At 46.1% G+C, this 15,326-nt stretch carries 18 protein-coding genes; 7 read left to right on the forward strand and 11 right to left on the reverse strand.

What is annotated here, in order from left to right; genetic code table 11:
- Window positions 1–170 precede the first annotated feature (170 nt).
- Window positions 171–263, forward strand: a complete 93-nt coding sequence (locus ACWJAO_RS10635) for a smalltalk protein (protein WP_449140227.1) — start codon at window positions 171–173, stop codon at window positions 261–263.
- Window positions 264–389: 126 nt separating this feature from the next.
- Here ACWJAO_RS10635 and ACWJAO_RS10640 read toward each other — a convergent pair whose 3' ends face one another.
- Window positions 390–941 (reverse strand): GNAT family N-acetyltransferase, encoded by a 552-nt coding sequence (locus ACWJAO_RS10640; protein ID WP_449140228.1) that lies wholly within the window; start codon window positions 939–941, stop codon window positions 390–392.
- A 2-nt stretch (window positions 942–943) separates the two neighbouring features.
- The gene (locus ACWJAO_RS10645) at window positions 944–1,096 is read right to left on the reverse strand and encodes a hypothetical protein (RefSeq protein ID WP_449140229.1); all 153 of its coding nucleotides are present in this window, start codon (window positions 1,094–1,096) and stop codon (window positions 944–946) included.
- Window positions 1,097–1,557: 461 nt separating this feature from the next.
- Here ACWJAO_RS10645 and ACWJAO_RS10650 point away from each other — a divergent pair, with 461 nt between their 5' ends.
- From ACWJAO_RS10650 to ACWJAO_RS10665, 4 genes are all read left to right on the forward strand, one after another.
- Window positions 1,558–2,076 carry an HU family DNA-binding protein gene (locus ACWJAO_RS10650; protein WP_443967619.1) on the forward strand — a complete coding sequence of 173 codons (519 nt, stop codon included), beginning with the start codon at window positions 1,558–1,560 and terminating at the stop codon, window positions 2,074–2,076.
- Between the two features lie 287 nt (window positions 2,077–2,363).
- Window positions 2,364–2,453, forward strand: a complete 90-nt coding sequence (locus ACWJAO_RS10655) for a smalltalk protein (RefSeq protein ID WP_287799070.1) — start codon at window positions 2,364–2,366, stop codon at window positions 2,451–2,453.
- Between the two features lie 16 nt (window positions 2,454–2,469).
- On the forward strand, window positions 2,470–2,907 hold the full coding sequence (locus tag ACWJAO_RS10660; RefSeq protein WP_006846748.1) for an N-acetylmuramoyl-L-alanine amidase: 438 nt from the start codon (window positions 2,470–2,472) through the stop codon (window positions 2,905–2,907).
- Window positions 2,908–3,197: 290 nt separating this feature from the next.
- Complete coding sequence (locus ACWJAO_RS10665; RefSeq protein WP_449140230.1) at window positions 3,198–4,058, forward strand: tRNA threonylcarbamoyladenosine dehydratase; 861 nt, start codon at window positions 3,198–3,200, stop codon at window positions 4,056–4,058.
- A 179-nt stretch (window positions 4,059–4,237) separates the two neighbouring features.
- On the opposite strand, the gene ACWJAO_RS10670 is transcribed toward ACWJAO_RS10665, so the two are convergent.
- Window positions 4,238–5,719 (reverse strand): tagaturonate reductase, encoded by a 1,482-nt coding sequence (locus ACWJAO_RS10670; RefSeq protein ID WP_287860736.1) that lies wholly within the window; start codon window positions 5,717–5,719, stop codon window positions 4,238–4,240.
- A gap of 317 nt (window positions 5,720–6,036) precedes the next feature.
- On the opposite strand from ACWJAO_RS10670, the gene ACWJAO_RS10675 reads away from it, so the two are divergent.
- Window positions 6,037–7,032, forward strand: a complete 996-nt coding sequence (locus ACWJAO_RS10675) for a hypothetical protein (RefSeq protein ID WP_449140231.1) — start codon at window positions 6,037–6,039, stop codon at window positions 7,030–7,032.
- A gap of 212 nt (window positions 7,033–7,244) precedes the next feature.
- On the opposite strand, the gene rsxA is transcribed toward ACWJAO_RS10675, so the two are convergent.
- The 7 genes from rsxA to ACWJAO_RS10710 all read right to left on the reverse strand — a co-directional run bounded on the left by rsxA (window position 7,245) and on the right by ACWJAO_RS10710 (window position 13,025).
- Window positions 7,245–7,847 (reverse strand): electron transport complex subunit RsxA, encoded by a 603-nt coding sequence (gene rsxA, locus ACWJAO_RS10680; protein WP_006848658.1) that lies wholly within the window; start codon window positions 7,845–7,847, stop codon window positions 7,245–7,247.
- A gap of 41 nt (window positions 7,848–7,888) precedes the next feature.
- Entirely contained in the window at window positions 7,889–8,473 is a 585-nt protein-coding gene (locus ACWJAO_RS10685) for an electron transport complex subunit E (protein WP_317597024.1), read from the reverse strand.
- A 6-nt stretch (window positions 8,474–8,479) separates the two neighbouring features.
- Window positions 8,480–9,154, reverse strand: a complete 675-nt coding sequence (locus tag ACWJAO_RS10690) for an RnfABCDGE type electron transport complex subunit G (protein ID WP_449140232.1) — start codon at window positions 9,152–9,154, stop codon at window positions 8,480–8,482.
- Between the two features lie 13 nt (window positions 9,155–9,167).
- Entirely contained in the window at window positions 9,168–10,169 is a 1,002-nt protein-coding gene (locus ACWJAO_RS10695) for an RnfABCDGE type electron transport complex subunit D (protein ID WP_449140233.1), read from the reverse strand.
- A gap of 78 nt (window positions 10,170–10,247) precedes the next feature.
- Window positions 10,248–11,600, reverse strand: coding sequence for an electron transport complex subunit RsxC (rsxC, locus tag ACWJAO_RS10700; protein ID WP_449140234.1), 1,353 nt, complete (start codon window positions 11,598–11,600; stop codon window positions 10,248–10,250).
- A gap of 3 nt (window positions 11,601–11,603) precedes the next feature.
- Window positions 11,604–12,524, reverse strand: coding sequence for a Fe-S cluster domain-containing protein (locus ACWJAO_RS10705; RefSeq protein WP_449140235.1), 921 nt, complete (start codon window positions 12,522–12,524; stop codon window positions 11,604–11,606).
- Between the two features lie 87 nt (window positions 12,525–12,611).
- On the reverse strand, window positions 12,612–13,025 hold the full coding sequence (locus tag ACWJAO_RS10710; protein ID WP_449140236.1) for a SoxR reducing system RseC family protein: 414 nt from the start codon (window positions 13,023–13,025) through the stop codon (window positions 12,612–12,614).
- A gap of 230 nt (window positions 13,026–13,255) precedes the next feature.
- Here ACWJAO_RS10710 and ACWJAO_RS10715 point away from each other — a divergent pair, with 230 nt between their 5' ends.
- Window positions 13,256–13,705 carry a hypothetical protein gene (locus ACWJAO_RS10715; protein WP_153081614.1) on the forward strand — a complete coding sequence of 150 codons (450 nt, stop codon included), beginning with the start codon at window positions 13,256–13,258 and terminating at the stop codon, window positions 13,703–13,705.
- 111 nt (window positions 13,706–13,816) lie between these two features.
- On the opposite strand, the gene ACWJAO_RS10720 is transcribed toward ACWJAO_RS10715, so the two are convergent.
- Window positions 13,817–15,325: a glycoside hydrolase family 10 protein gene (locus tag ACWJAO_RS10720; protein WP_449140237.1), complete on the reverse strand. Its 1,509-nt coding sequence runs from the start codon at window positions 15,323–15,325 to the stop codon at window positions 13,817–13,819.
- Between the last annotated feature and the right edge of the window lies 1 nt (window position 15,326).

The following is a 15,326-nucleotide window of genomic DNA, read 5'->3' on the forward strand; positions in this document are numbered from 1 at the left end:
AGCAAATCATAACGACTCAAGAACCTGCCTTTTACGGGTATCCGGGCTGGCAGTTCCTCCCCCGCCCTTCTTCATTCCAAAGACGCTTACTGAAACTAAATTTCAACCACTAAAACAAGCATGTGACAATCATTATCCACTTAGTATTAATCATTAAAAAATAAAGCAAAATGAAAAGAGTAAATTGGAAAACCATCATCAACTTCCTCATCACGGTATTAACAGCTGTAGCCAGCTCATTCTGTGTACAGAGCGTAAGTTAAGCCAGGGATTGGCTGAAACAGACAGATATAAGTTTTTTAAATTTTCCATTATCAGATAAAGCAATTCCCCCATCCGGCTTGAGAAAGCGGGATGGGGGAATTCTGTAAATACAAGCTATATATTATCTACAATGACATCATTTTAAGATCATAATATAATAATCGTGTATGTGTCGCATCTTCATCATTTTTGGTAAGTTCTAAGAAGCTATTCTTTAGATAGAATGGTATAGCCTCTATATATGCATCAACAGTTATAAATCTACAACCCGTTTTATTGTCTTTAGCAAAATATCCTTTGATAAAATTCAAGAGTTTTGTGCCAAGATGCAACTTTCGTGCATTCTTGTCAACAGCTAATCTACATATTTTTACAGCAGGATAGCTTTTGAGTCGTTTTGAGTTTTTAAAGCGTCTTTTAAACCTATTAAACTCTGTGTTGTTTTCAAACTCAGTTATGGAGATTTTATCATTTGCTAAACTGAAGTATGCTAAGATTACACCATTATTGTCTTCTATAACGTAAGTAACAGCTAGCATCTCTCCACGATATAGCTGTGACTCGTTTAGGATGAAGTCATTTAAGTCTTCATCCCCACAGTTAAAATTAGATATTCTATCATCAATATCTAATCGTCGAATCTTTAACGGTTCGCAAATTTCTTCATTATCGTTCATAATCAATTTACGAATAAACTCATGATATAATTATAGTCACGATTGATTTCTGCCATCTTCTCGTGGCTCTCCTTTGGAGGATTTTTCATCCTTGCCTCAAATACTCTGGCGTCTTCACCATAGAGTATTGGCGTTTCTTTTATAGGTCTTGCCATATTTTTTATTATTTTATAGTTCAACATCTAGTTTCGCCGCAAAATTACGCTTTTTTCTTGAAACGACCAAATAAAAAGTGGAAAAAACAGCCTGATAGACATTCATAAATCACTTCTCTACTTATTCTGGCAGTTAAGAGGATGTATACATTCTAAGCGACTGAAGTTTCGCAAGTTTTGCCCCTTCAGGGCGTATGGAGCCAACTTGCGAAAATTCTGTTTATTTATTTTTCCGCAAAAATACGCTAAATACCTGATACAACTAAGACTTTTTTCGATTTTAACATAAAAAATACCACTTTTTTCAACCTTTTTTTCCCGAATCCCTGCAAATCGCACAAATCGCATAGTTGGGGGTTCGGGAATGTTGTATCTTTGTATCGTCAATCAGAGAGGTTGATGCAGCAACGGTCTCGGCGGAGACACAGACTGCTTTTTACTAAAACTAAATTATTAAAAGTATGATTCTCATTAAGTTAGTGAAAAACAAGAACAAGACAATCAAGGAAGCGTATGGCAAATATTATGCGCGACCAGTAGTGACAGAAACCATCGGTATCGATGAACTCGCCGAACACATGGCGAGCCACAACACCCCATTCTCGAAGGGTGCTATCAAGGGTCTGCTCACCGACATGGTGAGCTGTGTGAAGGAGCTCGTACTCCAGAATAAGGCAGTGAAGATAGATAACCTCGCCATCTTCTCCATCGGCATCATCAACAAGATGGGAGCTGCCAGCATCAAGGAGTGGAGCCTTGCCAAGTTTGTAGAAGGCTACCGCCTCAGAGCACGTGCTACCGGCAAACTCAGCAACACACAGCTCTCTCTCGATGCCAACGCCAAGAACGCCATGGATCTCCTCAACTCTAGCGAGAGCGCTGCAGGCGATACCACCACTGGCGATACCACACAAGGCGGCGGAACATCACAAGGCGGTAGCACCGACGGAACAGGTGACAACGGAGACGGCCTCGAGTAGTCATCCGTCTCTCAAATATGCGAAACGACAGAAGAAGGAAGGAGTGAACTGACCGGCGACAGGGATATTCCGAAGGCACAAAGCGGCTGGTTTTCATCCTGACGATTACGGATAAACAGCAAATCATAACGACTCAAGAACCTGCCTTTTACGGGTATCCGGGCTGGCAGTTCCTCCCCCGCCCTTCTTCATTCCAAAGACGCTTACTGAAACTAAATTTCAACCACTAAAACAAGCATGTGACAATCATTATCCACTTAGTATTAATCATTAAAAAACAAAGCAAAATGAAAAAAGTAAATTGGAAAGCCATCATCAACTTCCTCATCACGGTATTAACAGCTGTAGCCAGCTCATTCTGTGTACAGAACTGCTAAAAGAAGGGAGGTTGCCATGACACAGAAACATCGTAGCATTTCACTCATCGTGATTCATTGTTCAGCCACGAGAGTGACTCAGGATTTCACATTCGAGCAGTTGGAGGCCTGCCATCTTGCCCGCGGTTTCAAGAGTATCGGTTATCATTATTACATCACGAAGGATGGTGTGGTATATCCGGGTCGTCCGGAATCGGAAGTCGGAGCCCATGCCCGTCATTACAATGCCCACAGCATCGGCATCTGTTATGAGGGAGGTCTCGACAAGAACGGCAAGCCTGCCGATACGCGTACTCCAGCCCAGAATCAGGCTCTGTATTCGCTTCTGGAGAGCCTCTGCCTCTCCTATCCTGATGCAGAGATACTGGGCCACCGCGATTTGCCGAACGTTCACAAAGACTGTCCGTCGTTTGATGTCAAGCGATGGCTGAAATTGGTCGATTTCCACATCTAGCCGATTTTCGGAAAGGATTGTATTGTATTTATTTTTTTAGTTGATTCAAGCCCGACAGGAAGCAGCAACGCTCTCCTATCGGGCTTTAATTATTGTGTAAAGAAGAGAAATTCAAAAAAAATATGGAAAAGGATTGCATTGTATTTATTTTTTTAGTTGATTCAAGTCTCGCAAGTCCAGAAGTTAAATGAGTTAAAGAATTATAAACATTTATTCATATCAGCTGACATCGGATTTTATTCACTAACTTTGCATCAGAATATACATTAGAATTCTTTACAAACGATAAAATGGAGAATAAAATAACGACAATGGAGCGGGGAATGCAGAGACGCACTGAACTGCTCCTGGGAAAGGATAATCTTGAGAAAATTCAGGCTGCACGGGTGCTCATCTTCGGTATCGGAGGAGTAGGATCATGGTGTGCAGAAGGGCTCCTGAGAAGCGGCGTGAGAAACATCACAATCGTAGACAGCGACCGGGTATGCGTAACCAACTGCAACCGCCAGCTGATGGCTACAAGCCGAACCATTGGCGAGGTAAAGGTAGAGGCACTGCGCAACCGACTGCTCGAAATCAACCCCGATGCCAACATCACAGCCTATCAGAAAATATATCAGGCGGAAACTGCCGACGAATTCCACATGGAGCAATACGACTTCATCATCGATGCCATCGACTCGCTGAAGGATAAGGCTGACCTGATTCTGCGTGCCTCTGCCCTGCCCAAGGAAATCACCTTTATATCTTCTATGGGAGCTGCCCTGCGCACCGACCCCTTCATGGTAAGAAAATCTGAATTCTGGAAGGTGGATGGAGACCCGCTGGCAAGAGCACTGCGAAAGAAATTCAAGAAGAACAAAACCTTCCCACGACGAAAATTCCAGTGCGTATACAGTGAAGAAAAACCGATGCAGAACCAGGGGGTGAACAAAGCCTGCGGCACGGGCGGATGCCTATGCCCGAAAGCCAAACTGCTAAGCGGAGAGCGCGGTACCGATACTGCCGTATATGATGCTCCGGGCGACCAGCGGCTGGTAGAACACGAATGGTGCTCAACAAAAGCACAGATCAACGGTTCGCTCTGCCACATCACAGCCACCTTCGGCATGGCTATCGCAGGAATGGTTATCAACCACATCATTGAATAACTGTTTTCTTTACAACAGTCACTTGAAAGAAACTTACAAACACATAAAAGGCGAGGCGCTTTCACAAGCTCCCCGCCTTTATCATTTAGCATGAAAACGTATGCTAACAACTAACACAAAACCTTATAACTATTTTCAACTTTAATCGTTATTTTGATTTATGAACGAACATCTTTTTATTAGAGGATAGTCTTAACAGCCTCCAACATGCCCTTCTCCTGAATAAGGTCAAGATCTTTCTTAACCAACTCAGTCAAGCCAGGAACTGTCTTGTTCAAATCCTCGTGCCAGATATAGTCGAAGCCCAATACGCCCTCAGCTACCTTCTGGGTATCGCCGGTAGCCCAAAGCTCGGTGAGCTTGTCCATAATCTTCTGGTCATCGTTTGGCTGGATAGGAGCACCATCCTCGCGAACACCACCCTTATAGTAAGTGATGATAGCAGCGAGACCGAATACCAAACCCTGTGGCAACTCGCCCTTACGCTCAAGATAAATCTTTACACCTGGCAGGTCGCGAGTCTCAAACTTAGGGAATGAGTTGAGCATGATGCTGGTTACCTGATGATCTACGAATGGATTCTCGAAACGCTCCAATACGTCAGAAGCGAACTTCTGGAGCTCATCCATAGGGAGATTCAGAGTCTGCATCAACTCATCGAACTGTACCTTGTGGATGTACTTGCCCAATACTGGGTGCTCGCAAGCATCGCGAACAATGTTTACACCGCTGAGGTATGTAACAGGGCTCAATACGGTGTGAGGGCCATTCAGAAGGGTAACCTTACGCTCGTGGTATGGCTTCTCGTTATCTGTGATAAGCACGTGGAGACCTGCCTTGTGAGCTGGGAACTCCTCCTGCATCTGCTCTACTGTCATATTTTCTGCCTTCTCGATAACCCAGAGGTGGAAGCTTTCTGCCTTAACTACGAGGTTGTCCTTGTAGCAAACCTTCTGCTGAATCTCCTTGATGGTATCGCGTGGGAAACCAGGAACGATGCGGTCTACCAATGTAGCGCAAACGTAGCAGTGGTTAGTGAACCACTCCTTGAAGCCCTCATAATCAGCACCCATATCGCCCTTCCAGAGCTCGATATACTGATAGATGCACTCCTTGAGGTGGTGACCGTTGAGGAAGATCAGCTCACATGGCATCAGGATCATACCCTTGGTTGGGTCGCCCTCGAAGAACTTATAGCGGTGGAACAAGAGCTGAACCAACTTGCCTGGATAAGAAGCTGCAGGAGCATCTGTAAACTTGCAAGAGTCATCGAATGCGATACCAGCCTCTGTTGTATTAGAGATGATGAAACGCATCTCTGGCTGCTCAGCCAAAGCCATGAATGCCTGGTTCTGAGAATATGGGTTCAACGCACGGCTGATAACGTCGATACGCTCCAATGTGTTGATAGCCTGGCCGTTCTCCTTACCCTGGAGGTTTACGTGATAGAGGCAGTCCTGACCGTTCAACCAGTCTACCATACCACCAGCCAATGGCTGAACTACAACGACAGAACCGTTGAAGTCGGTCTTCTTATTCATATTCCATACAATCCAATCTACGAATGCACGGAGGAAGTTACCTTCACCAAACTGAATGATTTTCTCTGGAGCGACGCTCTTAGGAGCGGTGCGCTTGTTTAATGCTTTTAGCTCTTTCATGATTTGTTTATTTTGTTTTTTATTATTTTACTTTTCGTTTTAAATTCCAATCTATTCATCAGATTGTTTTTCTGAGTGCAAAGGTAGTAAATATTTCGTTTGATTGTTCAAAAAATAGCGAAAATCTTCACGCAAACCTTTACGCTCCACCCCGATTCTACACCTTATTATATATAAAGCTCACAGGCAGAGAAATAAAGAAGTAGGGATTTTCCCCCACCCCTTTAGGGGAAATCCCAACCGTGGAAGCAAAAAACATCGTATCTTTGCACCAGAAAAAAGAAACATGAAGTATAACAATTAAAAAATATACGATTATGAAACGAATGATAATAGCTCTGGTAGCCATGTTCATGATGACATTCACTACCGCTTCTGCAATGAGTTATGAGCAGGCTAGACAGCAGGCTCTCTTCCTGACTGATAAGATGGCTTACGAGCTCAATCTTACGGAAGATCAGTATGAGGCAGCTTACGAGGTGAACCTCGACTACCTGATGAGTGTAGATACATACGATGACCTATATGGTGCTTACTGGCGCCAGCGCAATATGGATTTGAGCTATATCCTGCTCGACTGGCAGTATAGAACATATATCAATGCCACCTACTTCTACCGTCCGCTCTACTGGAATGCGGGCTACTGGCACTTCGGCATCTACGCCCGCTATCCTCGCCGCGACTACTTCTACTTCGGTCGCCCTCACTTCTATGTATCTTACCGTGGAGGTCATAGCTGGCGAGTAAACGGAAACAGAAGCTGGTATCACGGAAGAAGCTTCGGCGGCCCTCGCCCTGGAGGAAATCCGAGAATAGGTATGAGAGACGGATTCAACCGCGGTGATTACGGCAGAGGAAGATCTTTCGGAAATCTGAACCGGGAGAACAGACCTCAGATGAATCCAAACCGCGGCTTCGGTAATGCAAGCCGTCCTAACAACAACGCTGGCTTCGGAAACAGCAGCCGACCACAAAACGGAGGCTTCGGAAACAATAACGGAGGCTTCGGAAACAATAACGACCGCCCACAGAACAATGGCGGGTTCGGAAATGGAAACAGCCGCCCTAACCGTGGTTTCGGCAGCAGCAATAGCAGCACCAGCAACAACCGTGGTTTCGGCAACAGCAGCCGTCAGAACAACAGCAGCTTCGGAAGCGGCAGAAGCAATATTTTCGGTGGCAATCGCAGCGGCAGCATGAGCCGTTCATTCAGCAGCGGTTCTGGCAACCGTTCAACTGGCGGCGGTTTCACCCCTCGCTCTTCTACCCCTAACAAGAACAACGGCGGTGGAAGCTTCGGACACAGAAGATAAGAAACAGAAGATAAGAAATAAAAGAAACAGAAAGAGTTATAATTTCAAGTTTATAAACAGAGAGTTAGATATCAAGATTAAGTAAAAGAGTTAAAAATCAAGACCACACAGGTCAGAGAGTAAGAAAAATCAAGTACAAAAAATGGGAATTTGCATCGGTTCATACCGTTCGCAAATTCCCATTATTATTTTATCAACTTTCAGTAAAAGATTTACTCCAATCCGAAGAGCGATTTCAAACCGCCATCTACGCCCGAGAAGCCCATGAAGGCAAGGCTGAGGAGAGCGGCTGTTACCATGACGATAGCTACGCCCTGCATGCCCTTAGGAATGCGGACCAAAGCCTGCTGCTCGCGAATGCCGGCGAAAACGATAAGCGCCAGGGCAAAACCGAGAGCGGTAGAGAAGGCGTAAACCACACTCTCAAGCAGATTATAATCCTTCTGGATAACCAGGATGGCTACACCCAGCACAGCACAGTTGGTAGTAATCAGCGGAAGGAAAATACCGAGTGCCTGATAAAGCGCAGGAGAAACCTTCTTCAGGATAATCTCTACCATCTGAACCAAGGCTGCAATCACGAGGATGAAAGCCAGGGTCTGGAGATATTGCAATCCGAACGGATCGAGTACATACTTCTGAACACACCAGGTAATGATGGTTGCCAAGGTCAAGACGAAGGCGATGGCACCACCCATACCGATGGCTGTATCAACTTTCTTCGATACGCCCAGGAAAGGACAGATACCGAGAAACTGCGACAAAACGATATTGTTAACGAATATCGCAGAGATAAATATCAATAAATATTCCATAATCTTTATTCTATTTCATTGATTCGAAGCGATGCCTACGCTTACTTCTTTACCTTATTAAATATAGCTATGATGTATCCCAAGGTGAGGAAGGCTCCCGGAGGAAGGATGAACATCAGAATGTTGGTAGTCTCCGGCAACAGAGTGATACCGAATACGCTACCTGCACCGAGAATCTCGCGGGCACTACCCAGAATGGTCAAACCGAGAGTGAAACCCAAACCGCAGCCGATTCCATCGAAGAGACTGGCTACAGGTGAATTCTTGGCAGCAAAGCTCTCTGCTCTACCCAGAATGATACAGTTTACTACGATCAATGGGATGTAGATACCCAGTGCCTGGTTGATGCTGTCAGGAGCATAGGCGCTCATCAGCATCTGAAGGATGGTTACGAAGGCTGCAATCACTACGATGAAAACAGGGATGCGAACCATATCTGGGGTAATCTTCTTGATACACGAAATAACAAAGTTGGTACAAACCAATACTGCCATGGTAGCCAATCCCATAGAGAGACCGTTGATGGCGCTGGTTGTTGTAGCCAAAGTAGGACACATACCGAGAAGCAACACGAATGTTGGATTCTCCTTGATGAGTCCGTTCATCAAAATCTTAACATTACTCATATCGGTTTATCCTTTCTTTTCGTTATGTTCAACTTTAGATGCACCACTCTCGCCGTCTGCTTTCTGAGTTGCACCACTCTCGCCGTCGACATTCTTCTTGGCATAAACGGCATAAGCCTGGTTGATAGCCTTGAGGAAGGCGCGGCTGGTAATGGTAGAAGCGGTGATGGCATCTACTGCATTGCCACTCTTATCATCCTTGCTTACGTGGAGGTCGCCATCCTTTGGAGTCTTGCCGATGATGCTACCCTTTCCGTCTTTCTGGAACCAGGTAGTAGCCTTGGCGCCCAAACCTGGAGTTTCTGAAGCCTGAAGGATAGTATAACCCATAACCTTGCCCTCGGTATCGAAGCCTACGAGCACCTTCAGGTCACCACCGAAACCGCCGGTAGTACTCTCTACGGCAGCACCCAACTGCTTGCCGCTCTTGTCTGAGCACTTGTGGATAATGAAAGCGAATTCCTTACCGCCAAACTCCTGCTTTACCTCTTCAGGTTCAGCCACCTGGAGTTCTTCTGTACCCATCACGCTCTTGATGCCGGCAGCCAGACTCTGTGCTGCTTTCTCGGCGATAGGACCGGATGTAAGATGATTGATGTATGCAAGAACGGCACCTACGATGAGCGCAACGCCCACCAGCACAAGCACCATGTTCTTTAATGATGATTCTAATTTCTGCATGTCTCTGTCCTCCTTATTTCTTTGCAGGCTTCTCACCGAAGCGCTTTGGTTTAACGTATGTGTTAATAAGAGGTGTGAACGCATTCATGATGAGAATGGCGAACGACATACCTTCAGGATAGCTACCCCAGTTGCGGATGATGATGGTCAGCAGACCGATGCATACACCATAGATAAGCATACCCTTGTGAGTCATCGGAGAGGTAACGTAATCAGTAGCCATGAAGATGGCACCGAGCATCAGACCGCCGCTGAAGATGACTGCAAAAGGATTGGCATAAACAGGATTAGCCAAATGCATCAAACCGCTGAAAACGAATACGGTAGCGATGATGCTGACTGGAATATGCCAGGTGATAACCTTCTTCCAGAGCATGTAAGCCAAACCGAGCAAGAGCGCTACGGCACAAACCTCACCGGTAGTACCGGCACCGAAGGTATCGCCAGTTGCACCGAAGAGCATGCTCATCGCATCAGGCAACTGATTCAGGAGAGAAGCATCGCCAGTCTTGATGGCGGTCTTCATGATAGCCAGCGGAGTAGCACCGGTTGTTGCATCGGTATAGCTGAGCATCTGTCCGGCTACAGGCCATGAAGTCATCTGGGCAGGGAAGCTGACGAGCAGGAAGCAACGGCCTACCAACGCAGGATTGAAAGGATTGTTACCCAGACCACCGAAGCTCATCTTACCTACACCGATAGCAAACAGGGCACCGATGATGATGATCCAGAGAGGAAGGTTACTTGGCAAGTTCATGCCGAGCAAGAGACCGGTGATGATGGCAGAACCATCGAGCAAGCCGGTCTCCTCCTTCAGGAGATATTTTGTAATTGCCCACTCAAAGAAGACGCAGGCTGCCACAGAGGTGAGCAGTACGACTGCTGAACCCAAGCCGAAGAAATAGAAAGAAGCGAGGATGGCAGGCACGAGAGCGATAATCACTCCGTACATGTTCTTCTCTACGCTCTCATTTCCATGGGCGTGTGGCGATAATGAAACGATTAATTTTCCCATTTTATCTTTTAAATTCTTTCGTCAATGAAATTTCTCTTGATTGAAGTATCTCTTCTTAAAGGATTTCTTCTTGAAGGATTACTTCTTAGCGTTGCGAGCTTTGATGATACCCATTACCGCACCCTTACCATTGATAATATTATCGAGGATAGGACGATGTGAAGGACAGGTGAACTGGCATGAACCGCAGGCGATGCAGGATGTTACCTCCTCTGCCTCAAGGCGCTCATAATCCTTCACTACGCTCAAGGTAGCGAGCAAGTATGGCTCCAAGCCCATTGGGCAGGCATCCACACACTTGGCACAACGGATACATGGCTGAGCCTTCTTGCGATGAGCATCGGCATCGGTCAAAACGGTGATGGAGTTGGTACCCTTGGTTACAGGTACATCAAGACTGATGACAGCCTTACCCATCATCGGACCACCAGCCAAAACCTTGTTGTCGCCCTCTGGAAGACCGCCGCAATTCTCAATCATCTGAGAGAATGGAGTACCCATACGCACGAGGAAGTTGCCCGGATTCTTCACCTGCTTACCGGTAACGGTAGTATAGCGCTCGAAGAGAGGTTTGTTCTTCATAACTGCCTGATAAACAGCGAAGGCAGTACCTACATTCTGAACAATTGCTCCAACGTTGACAGGGATAGCTGGAGGAGCAGGAACCTGACGGCGGATAACCGCATCAACCAACTGCTTCTCACCACCCTGAGGATACTTCTTGGCAAGAGGCACAATCTCGATACGAGAATCATTGGCTGTCTTCTCCTCGAAGAGCTTGATGGCAGCAGGCTTGTTGTCCTCAATACCGATGTAACCCTTCTCTACCTTGGCAGCCTTCATCAGGAGGTTCAAGCCAACGAGAATCTCATCGGCATGCTCCATCATCAGACGATAATCGGCTGTGATATAAGGCTCACACTCTACACCGTTGATGATGACGCACTCAGCCTTGGCTCCAGGAGGAGGACAAAGTTTGATGAAAGTTGGGAAACCAGCACCACCCATACCAGTGACACCAGCCACCTTGATGCGGTTTACGATTTCCTCTGGAGTAAGCTCTGTATGAGCCTCAAGCGTCTCGAGTTTATCAGAGCGGTCGATGCTCTCCTCCCACTCATCGCCTTCTACATTAATAATAATACAAGGCTTACGATAACCGGTAGCATCAATAGATGTATCTACCTTGAATACGGTTCCTGATACGGAGCTGTAAATAGGAGCACTCACAAAACCACCAGCCTCAGCAATGAGTGTACCCACCTTCACCTTGTCGCCCTTGGCAACTACAGGCTTGGCAGGAGCACCGATGTGCTGACCAAGTGGGAAAATAGCCTGCTTAGGGAGAGGAGCTACCTGAGTAGCCATCTCGGCAGTAATCTTATTCTCTTCTGGGTGAACTCCACCAATTCTAAAAGTTCTCAAATTCATGATTTAATCCTCCTTCTTTTCTTCTGAAGTTTCAGCCTTAGGAGCAGCTACTGGAGCCTCTGCCTTAGGTGCAGCCTCTGCAGCTGGTTTTGCCTTCTTAACTGGGAAATTTACTTTTACGAGAGCACCTGTTGGGCATTCGTCAACACACTTGGTACACATGCGGCACTTATTGAAGTCAACATAAGCCACATTGTTCTCAATGGTGATAGCATCAAACTTGCAGACTTTCTGACACTTACCGCATCCGATGCAAGCAACGCTACAAGCCTTCTTGGCAACAGCACCCTTGTCGTGGTTTACGCACTGAACGTAAACTCTACGACCCTTAGGACCCTTCTTGCGGAGCTCGATGATATGACGTGGACAAGCATTGGCACAAGCGCCACAACCCGTACACTTCTCTTCATCAACCTCAGGAATGCCCGTTTCAGGATTGATAGAGATGGCGCCAAACTGGCAGGCAGCCACGCAATCACCACAACCCAGACAGCCGAATCCGCAGCCTGTTTCGCCAGCGCCACATGAATTCATTGCTGCACAAGTGTGCAAACCATCATACTCGGCAATGCGAGGACGATTCTCGCAAGTACCATTACAACGAACCACAGCCACCTTTGGCTCGGTATTGGCTACTGCCATACCTAAAAGGTCGGCTACCTTGCCCATTACGTCGGCACCACCTACCGGACACATCAGTCCATCGATAGAGCCGGCATCAGCACCCTTCACCAGAGCTGCAGCCATACCGGAACATCCGGCAAAACCGCAACCACCACAGTTGGCACCTGGCAGAATCTCTCCTACCTGGCCCAGACGAGGGTCTTCTTCGACGGCAAACTTCTTAGATACTCCGAAGAGAACCAGCGCTGCAATCAGCGCGATTGCTCCGAGAACCAAGACAGCAATCAAAATAAAATTCATAATTTTTTGTGTTTTGTTTTATTATTTTTTCTTTGTTTTAAAACAAGGGCTCATCGCTGAAGCCACAGGAGCACATATCATGCACCCCTATGATTCAATAGAGAAGCTCAGTTTGTTTTTAAGTTTGTTTCTGAATAAGTAGAGCACCACGTAGTATGGAATGAGAATGCCCAATGCCGAGAGCGCTGCGGCTCCTTCAGAGTGAGTAGCTTTCAGTACACCGACCAGAGCTATCACCATCAGTATCAGCGGCAAGAGATAGCCATAGAAACTGGCTCTGAAGCCTACAGCCGAATCAGCAGTCACCACTACGCTGTCGCCTTTGTGGTAGAGAGACGCCTCTGAGGTAGAAACCTCAATCATCTTTTCTTTCGATTCAGATGCAGTACAATGAGCAGCCACCTTGCAAGCGCTGCAGGCTGACGACTGTACGATGCGAACGCACACACAACCTTCTTCTACGCTCTCTACAATGCCAGAATGTTTTATTTTGTTATTCATTTGTAATGTTGAGATTGCATTTTTGCAATTCAAGTGCAAAGATACTACATTATTTAGAAATGGCAAACAAAATCGAAAAGAAAATATAAAAAAAGAAGCGTAAACGTTATCTATACCCTTGAATCAGGCAGTTTGAGAACAAATTAAAAGCAAAAATGCTTTTTTTTAGCAACTTCTTTTGGTGATATCAATTTTTTATGTATCTTTGCATTGATTATTAAAGAATTGATATGGAAACATTAGAGCAAACAATCATGCAAGTAGAGCGCTTTATCAGAAAAGTGGCTCAAAAGTTCCCAGCGCCAGAATCTGACGACGAGACTTCTCAAATGACCGACATCCACGTAAGGGTTTCGCAAGACAGTGGCGAACTCCTGGCCTTTGACGACGATGACAACGAGATTACCCGCTGCGTTGTTGAGCAATGGATTGAAAACAAGGATGAAGACTTCTACGACGAGGTAGCCAAGCTGCTTCGCGATGTGTTGCGCAAACAGGCTGACATCATAGATCACCTCGGCATCCTCAAGCCATACAGCTTTGTGCTCGAAGATGACGATAAAGAGCATATTAGCGAGCTCTATCTTGCTGACGATGATACGATCATTGTTGGTGGCGACCTGATGGAGAATCTGGACAATGATCTGGATAACTTCCTGAACGACCTGCTGAAAGAATAAAAAATACAGGATGAAAGGACTACCCGCTCCCCTATCCCAACAAAATAAAAAACCGTTGCACTCTCTCCTGTTGAGTACAACGGTTTTTCTGTTTATATCATCTTAACCCTTTTAGAAAGAAATTTTCTTTTTCTTACCTTTACTTTCGTTTCCTACGCGGTCGAGGGCAGTTACTACATATACATATTTCTTGCCACTCACATAAGGGATGCGATAGAAATTATCATAAGTTACTGCCTGGAGTGCTGAAACATCATCGAGATTTACCTTAGCACCTTTCTCAAAACGGTAGATGGCGAAACGATTCACCTGATCGCCCCACTTTTTCTTGCTAGCCTTAGGAGCTTTCCATACCAGCAGCGGACCCTTCTCGGTCCACATCAGTTTAACGCCCTTTACACCCTTTGGTGCCTTATTATCAAGGAAAGGCATAGAGGGTGGCAATGCAGGATACTTCCAATAATTATTGCGGAGTGTATGTCCGATATTACCTACATTATCGGCAGCAGTCTGCGCATACCAGAGCACAGTGCCCTTCACATTATTCATCTGCTGATGCAAACGGTGCTTGGCAGGCAACTGATGACTGCGCGGATTGACTGGGTCAGCAAACTTGGCTGTACGCTCTATATCTTCACCTATATATAATGGGCGGTTGCCAGCATGCTTATTCCACCAGGTAATGAGCGTCTTGTAATCGGCAGCACGATTGCCTATCTCCCAATAAATCTGAGGCACACAATAATCTATCCAACCATTATTCACCCAAAGCAGCACATCAGCATAAAGATCATCATAATTCTGAAGACCGAAGGTTTCAGAGCCATTAGGATCGGTACGCTTGTTGCGGTAGATGCCGAATGGAGAAACACCAAACTTAACCCAAGGCTTAACGGCATGAATGGATTCACTGAGCTGCTTTACAAACCGACTCACGTTATCACGGCGCCAATCACCTATGTTTCGCATGCCGCGCGACTGCTGGCGGAAGAGCTGCTGATCAGGAATCTGGCGTCCAGCCTCTGGATATGGATAGAAATAATCATCGATATGGAATCCATCAACATCATATCGGCTTACAATGTCCACAGCTACCTCGCAAATATAGTCGGCTGCAGCCTGCAACCCAGGGTTCAACAGCGTCAGCTTGCCATACTGAAAACAGAGATCAGGACGCCTCTTCACGATATTCTTCGGCGAAACCTGCTCATAGGAAGTTACGCTATGCTTGGCACGATAAGGATTAATCCAGGCATGAAGCTCCATGCCACGATTATGACACTGCTCTATCATCCACTGCAACGGATCCCAATAAGGAGAAGGAGCCTTACCCTGCACCCCCGTAAGAAACTTGCTCCAAGGCTCTAAATCGCTCTTATACAGAGCATCACACTCGGCTCGAACCTGAAAGATAATCGCATTCACGCCATCCTTCTGCAGTTCATCAAGCTGTCTGGTAAGCATCGCCTGGATCTGCTGTGTACTCTTGCCCAGATACTGTCCGTTAACGCACTGTATCCAGGCTCCACGAAACTCTCGTTTGTTCTGAGCCATCATTGTTGCCGACGACATCAGCATCAGAGCAACAACGAGCATCAAAATCGCTTTAAGTCTTTTCATC

Source organism: Segatella sp., from assembly GCF_977051555.1.

Bases quoted from the DNA above. Each gene is read 5' to 3' on its own strand.
- ACWJAO_RS10635 (WP_449140227.1), top strand. From the start codon at position 171: ATGAAAAGAGTAAATTGGAAAACCATCATCAACTTCCTCATCACGGTA.
- ACWJAO_RS10640 (WP_449140228.1), bottom strand. From the start codon at position 941: ATGAACGATAATGAAGAAATTTGCGAACCGTTAAAGATTCGACGATTA.
- ACWJAO_RS10645 (WP_449140229.1), bottom strand. From the start codon at position 1,096: ATGGCAAGACCTATAAAAGAAACGCCAATACTCTATGGTGAAGACGCC.
- ACWJAO_RS10650 (WP_443967619.1), top strand. From the start codon at position 1,558: ATGATTCTCATTAAGTTAGTGAAAAACAAGAACAAGACAATCAAGGAA.
- ACWJAO_RS10655 (WP_287799070.1), top strand. From the start codon at position 2,364: ATGAAAAAAGTAAATTGGAAAGCCATCATCAACTTCCTCATCACGGTA.
- ACWJAO_RS10660 (WP_006846748.1), top strand. From the start codon at position 2,470: ATGACACAGAAACATCGTAGCATTTCACTCATCGTGATTCATTGTTCA.
- ACWJAO_RS10665 (WP_449140230.1), top strand. From the start codon at position 3,198: ATGGAGAATAAAATAACGACAATGGAGCGGGGAATGCAGAGACGCACT.
- ACWJAO_RS10670 (WP_287860736.1), bottom strand. From the start codon at position 5,719: ATGAAAGAGCTAAAAGCATTAAACAAGCGCACCGCTCCTAAGAGCGTC.
- ACWJAO_RS10675 (WP_449140231.1), top strand. From the start codon at position 6,037: ATGAAACGAATGATAATAGCTCTGGTAGCCATGTTCATGATGACATTC.
- rsxA (WP_006848658.1), bottom strand. From the start codon at position 7,847: ATGGAATATTTATTGATATTTATCTCTGCGATATTCGTTAACAATATC.
- ACWJAO_RS10685 (WP_317597024.1), bottom strand. From the start codon at position 8,473: ATGAGTAATGTTAAGATTTTGATGAACGGACTCATCAAGGAGAATCCA.
- ACWJAO_RS10690 (WP_449140232.1), bottom strand. From the start codon at position 9,154: ATGCAGAAATTAGAATCATCATTAAAGAACATGGTGCTTGTGCTGGTG.
- ACWJAO_RS10695 (WP_449140233.1), bottom strand. From the start codon at position 10,169: ATGGGAAAATTAATCGTTTCATTATCGCCACACGCCCATGGAAATGAG.
- rsxC (WP_449140234.1), bottom strand. From the start codon at position 11,600: ATGAATTTGAGAACTTTTAGAATTGGTGGAGTTCACCCAGAAGAGAAT.
- ACWJAO_RS10705 (WP_449140235.1), bottom strand. From the start codon at position 12,524: ATGAATTTTATTTTGATTGCTGTCTTGGTTCTCGGAGCAATCGCGCTG.
- ACWJAO_RS10710 (WP_449140236.1), bottom strand. From the start codon at position 13,025: ATGAATAACAAAATAAAACATTCTGGCATTGTAGAGAGCGTAGAAGAA.
- ACWJAO_RS10715 (WP_153081614.1), top strand. From the start codon at position 13,256: ATGGAAACATTAGAGCAAACAATCATGCAAGTAGAGCGCTTTATCAGA.
- ACWJAO_RS10720 (WP_449140237.1), bottom strand. From the start codon at position 15,325: ATGAAAAGACTTAAAGCGATTTTGATGCTCGTTGTTGCTCTGATGCTG.